This window comes from Moorena sp. SIO2C4, assembly GCF_010672485.1.
GTDB lineage: Bacteria > Cyanobacteriota > Cyanobacteriia > Cyanobacteriales > Coleofasciculaceae > Moorena > Moorena producens.
This window is the reverse complement of sequence record NZ_JAAHGN010000593.1, coordinates 1-4,653: the sequence shown is the minus strand read 5'-3', so window position 1 is coordinate 4,653 and position 4,653 is coordinate 1. Positions and strand designations below refer to the sequence as shown.

Sequence of the window (4,653 nt, the reverse complement as noted above, 5' to 3'; positions counted from 1 at the left end):
AGCTTTCCGTCTGTTTGAAGACTTGAGGGCGCAAGAGGTGACACCAGAGGAACTGCTGGATATAGGCGATCGCTTTGTCAATCGCTACAACCCCAAGGTCGGGGAGGTTCTCCAGCTGGATTTTCATCCGTTTTATGACTACATCCCACTCATTCGCGATCCCAAGAATATTGGCAAGGGAGTCCGCTTCCTAAACCGCTATCTCTCCAGTAAACTGTTTCAAGACCCTGAGCAGTGGTTGGAGTCGTTGTACGGTTTCTTGAAAGTGCGTCATTTCCATGGAAACCAGCTCCTGATTAACGAGCGCATTCACAATCACCAGCAACTGTCAGAGCAGGTGAAGTTGGCTTTGGAATTTGTAAGCGATCGCCCAGACAGCGAATCCTATGATAAATTCCGCTTTAAGCTGCAAGAGATGGGTTTTGAACCAGGCTGGGGAAACACTGCTAGTCGAGTGCGGGAAACCTTGGCAATGCTGGATGAATTGATTGATGAACCCGATGATAGGGCATTGGAACAGTTCCTCTCCCGCATCCCAATGATTTTCCGGATTGTCCTGGTATCGGTTCACGGCTGGTTTGGACAAGAAGGTGTATTAGGGCGTCCAGATACAGGGGGTCAAGTGGTATATGTCCTTGACCAAGCCAAGAGTTTAGAAAAGCAGTTGCAAGAAAACCTGACTCTGGCGGGATTAAACATTCAGCCTAAGGTGATCATTCTCACCCGCTTAATCCCCAACAATGATGGAACTCGGTGTAATGAACGGTTAGAGAAAATTAAGGGTACAGAAAATGCCTGGATTTTACGGGTACCGTTTCGAGAGTTCAATCCCAAAGTTACCCAGGATTGGATTTCTCGGTTTGAGATTTGGCCGTACCTAGAAACCTACGCCATCGATGCCGAAAAGGAACTGCTAGCAGAATTCCAAGGTCGTCCTGACCTGATTGTAGGAAACTATTCCGATGGCAATCTAGTAGCCTTCCTGCTGGCGCGACGGTTGAAAGTTACCCAGTGCAATATTGCCCATGCCCTAGAAAAGTCCAAATACCTGTTTAGTAACCTGTACTGGCAAGACTCAGAACAGCAGTACCACTTCTCCCTGCAATTTACTGCTGATTTAATTGCCATGAATGCGGCTAATTTTATTATCAGCAGTACCTATCAGGAGATTGTGGGTACTGCTGATAGTGTGGGTCAGTATGAGTCTTACCAGAATTTCACTATGCCAGACCTGTATCATGTGATTAATGGCATTGAGTTATTCTCTCCGAAGTTTAATGTAGTACCACCGGGGGTAAATGAAACCGTCTTCTTCCCCTACACCCGCACTCAAGGGCGAGTAGCTAGTGATATTAAGCGGTTGGATGAATTCTTGTTTACCCTAGACGACGAGGCCCAGGTCTTTGGCAAACTGGATTATCCTAACAAGCGCCCGATTTTTTCCATGGCTCGTCTTGACCGAATTAAGAACCTGACTGGATTAGCGGAGTGCTTTGGTAAGAGTCGAAAGTTGCAGGAACGCTGTAACTTGATTTTAATTGCGGGTAACTTGCGCACTGAAGACTCCAGCGACAGCGAAGAAAAGGCAGAAATTATCAAGCTTTACCAGATTATTGAGGAGTATAATCTCTACGGCAAGATCCGCTGGTTAGGGGTGCGCTTGTCAAAGAGTGACTCTGGTGAAGTGTATCGGGTGATTGCTGACCGTCATGGTATTTTTGTGCAGCCAGCGCTATTTGAAGCCTTTGGTCTAACAATTTTGGAATCCATGATTTCTGGTTTGCCAACCTTTGGTACCCAATTTGGTGGACCGTTGGAGATTATTCAGGATAAGGTCAATGGTATCCTGATTAACCCTACTAACCAGGAGGAAATGGCTCAGAAAATCCTGGATTTTGTGACTAAGTGTGAGGAAAATCCCCAGTACTGGGAGGAAATTTCCAATCAGGGCATAGAACGAGTCTACAGCACCTATACCTGGAAAATCCACACTACACGGTTACTATCCTTAGCACGGATTTATGGCTTCTGGAACTATACGTCTAAGGCAAACCAGGAGGATATGCTGCGTTATCTAGAGGCACTGTTCCATCTGATTTATAAGCCTCGGGCTAAAAAGCTTTTGGAGGAGCATTTGACACTCCCCGCTCGTGCATAGACGGGGATTCTGCTAACAGGCTAGACTGAGGTAGCTCCCACAATCTAATCCTTGCTACGGTCGTCAAAGGCCGTCAACGAGCGTCGGCTAAGATCAATGTCTAGCTTTCTAGCTACTTTTCTAAGAATGTTTGCACTACCGTTTAAATCGGCATTTACAATTGAACCATCACCACTTTTGTAAAGACCACGTTTAAGACGCTTTCCTGACGCTTTCCACCCGTTCGGTTTTTGTCCAAACTCAGGCAGGGAGTCTCCGTCGAGATAGCTAGCCTTACTGGTGTATGCTTCTTCTGTTATCTCTAATTGAATGGGATGGATCTGGCATAGTTGCTCAAGTCTATCTTTGAGCTTTCCAAGAGGAATTTGAACAAACTTTTGATTGTTTATTATCCCCATTTTTGCCCTACTTTTAAAGCCTTCATTCCAGCCCACTACAATTGTGCCAATGGAATTTTTTAAGCAGTGATCGACGATAAGTTTAGCTGCCTTGTTTATCCCGTCTCTAATTCTGTGATTCCGTTTACGGGTAACTCGATCAAGCCATTCATCCCAATAGTCCTGGGACTTTCCTTCTTTTCTTGTCGATACTTGCTTATTCCAAAGCTGGTTGTAAGCCTTAATGGCTCGGGAGTCAACGAGAAAAGAATTCCCTAGTGTATCAACACAGGCTGCTAAATTGTCAGCGGTTCCGAAATCTATAGAAAGGGCTTATTTATTGTTTAATTGCGTGCCTTTGTACCATTCAAGAAGCTCATAGGAAATCTCTAAGTAGAAAGCTCCATTTTTGGGCAAAATAGTCCATTCCTTTATTTTTATACCCTCTAGGTTAGTAGGGAAATGAATTTCAAAATATTTAATGTCAAACCACCTTTTTACAGTCAGCCCAAGGGCAAATCTGAGATTACCATTTATAACCTTGGGCTTCTGGCCGCCCGAGTTAGGGTAACTTACCTTGAACAGTTTCGCTCCTTTGAGATATCCAGGAGGTTTTGGTTTGCTTTGTAATTGCCCATTGAACCAAATATCTCTTAGTTTATTGTAGCCTTTAAAGCTTTCAGTTACGCTTAATAACGTTTGTTGTGCTGGTGTTGAAGGAAGCGACTTAGCTATTAAGTTTTTTCCTATGCTTTCTTCGTATATCAAGTCGAATTTACCTGTCAGCAATCGGCCTGTCTTAAAGAAGATTTGCCGGGCAGAGTAAACCCCCATATTGTAGAGCTTGCCTGATTGGCGGCAAAGATACTCAACCATCGCTTCTGTCTCTTGATCTAGGTGCAACAATATTTATTTGCTGCACCCCTATCTGTTTATTGGTTTTAGCCATTATCGATCTCATATTAAGTTGTCGTTATTTTTATAAAAAACTACATTAATAACAACAGCAAGTCCGGAAGTCAAATAAATTGATAAAGAATAGTTTTGGATATAGGCATTACAATCACGCAGTGGGTATTTGTACTGTTAACCTTGTATGGTTCCCGAAAAGCAAAAAAGTACTTGTGGATAAAATTCGAGATATAATTTACGAAATATTCGCTGAGATAGCTCTAGATAAAAATTGGAATATCAAAGTTCTTGAAGTAGCACCAGACCAGATCCATTTATTCGTCGAAATCAATCCCACAGATGCGATATATCAAGTCGTAAGGGCTTTCAAAGGGAGAAGCGCCAACTACCTAAGAAAAGAGTTTCCTGATCTAAAGAAACTTCCATCTCTTTGGACTAACAGTTATTTCTTCTCAACGGCAGGTAAGGTTAGCATTGAAACTATCCAAAGATACATTAATGATCCTCATCATGGATAGTTTCTCTTAGGTGGCTTTAGCCACTGTGAGCATTCCTCCCCGGTCTAAAGACACGGGGTTTCCTGCTATCTAGATTTTTATGAGAAGGTTCTAGAGATTCCTTTATACACAACTGAACATAATAGCCATCTGCACGGCGAACCAATCTAACCCGCGCGGGTTAGCTTTTCCGTAGCGTCGGCTTTGCCGAATCGTAACGCCACAACTCCCAAGTCCCTTTCAGTTTCAGTTTCCCGATACCTTTCTTGTCTAAGAAGTTTATCGACTTAGCATCCCCTGATAATTTCCACCCTGATGTCTTGTATTCAACTGTTCGCGCAGCGTCGGCTACGCCGAATCGGGAGAAATTTTTGAACTTGGGATATCCCTTTTTACCGGGGGCTTTCTTTTTGCATTTATCGTAAAATCTAGCGATTGAGCTATAAGCTCTTTCGACCGAAGCTTGACATGCGTGAGAGTTCAAGTCTTTTACAAAGGGATACTCAGCTCTAAGCCAAGTATTATGACGATACAGCTCTTTTTGTCCTACAATTAAACTAAGCCGGTGAGTCGCCCCACCGACTCGTCTTCAGAACCGTACGTGATACTTTCGCATCATACGGCTCCTCATTATAGGAACCATTGTCATTGGTACCTCTAGAACGGGTTTCCATCTTGTCCGGAGCGGTCGTTTTTTTTCCGTGTTTTG

At 43.6% G+C, this 4,653-nt stretch carries 4 protein-coding genes and 1 pseudogene; 2 read left to right on the top strand and 3 right to left on the bottom strand.

Features of this window, described 5'->3' with window-relative positions:
* Window positions 1-2,158 (top strand): sucrose synthase (locus F6K20_RS25195; RefSeq protein WP_287296457.1); only part of this gene is annotated, 2,158 nt, incomplete at its 5' end.
* A 44-nt stretch (window positions 2,159-2,202) separates the two neighbouring features.
* On the opposite strand, the gene F6K20_RS25190 is transcribed toward F6K20_RS25195, so the two are convergent.
* Window positions 2,203-2,859, bottom strand: coding sequence for an IS200/IS605 family accessory protein TnpB-related protein (locus F6K20_RS25190; RefSeq protein ID WP_081431932.1), 657 nt, complete (start codon window positions 2,857-2,859; stop codon window positions 2,203-2,205).
* Between the two features lie 9 nt (window positions 2,860-2,868).
* On the bottom strand, window positions 2,869-3,411 hold the full coding sequence (locus tag F6K20_RS25185; RefSeq protein WP_229414783.1) for a hypothetical protein: 543 nt from the start codon (window positions 3,409-3,411) through the stop codon (window positions 2,869-2,871).
* A 152-nt stretch (window positions 3,412-3,563) separates the two neighbouring features.
* On the opposite strand from F6K20_RS25185, the gene tnpA reads away from it, so the two are divergent.
* Window positions 3,564-3,965, top strand: a complete 402-nt coding sequence (gene tnpA / locus F6K20_RS25180) for an IS200/IS605 family transposase (RefSeq protein WP_008191833.1) — start codon at window positions 3,564-3,566, stop codon at window positions 3,963-3,965.
* A gap of 70 nt (window positions 3,966-4,035) precedes the next feature.
* On the opposite strand, the pseudogene F6K20_RS25175 reads toward tnpA, so the two are convergent.
* Window positions 4,036-4,494: pseudogene (locus F6K20_RS25175) on the bottom strand (RNA-guided endonuclease TnpB family protein); the annotation flags it as partial.
* Between the last annotated feature and the right edge of the window lie 159 nt (window positions 4,495-4,653).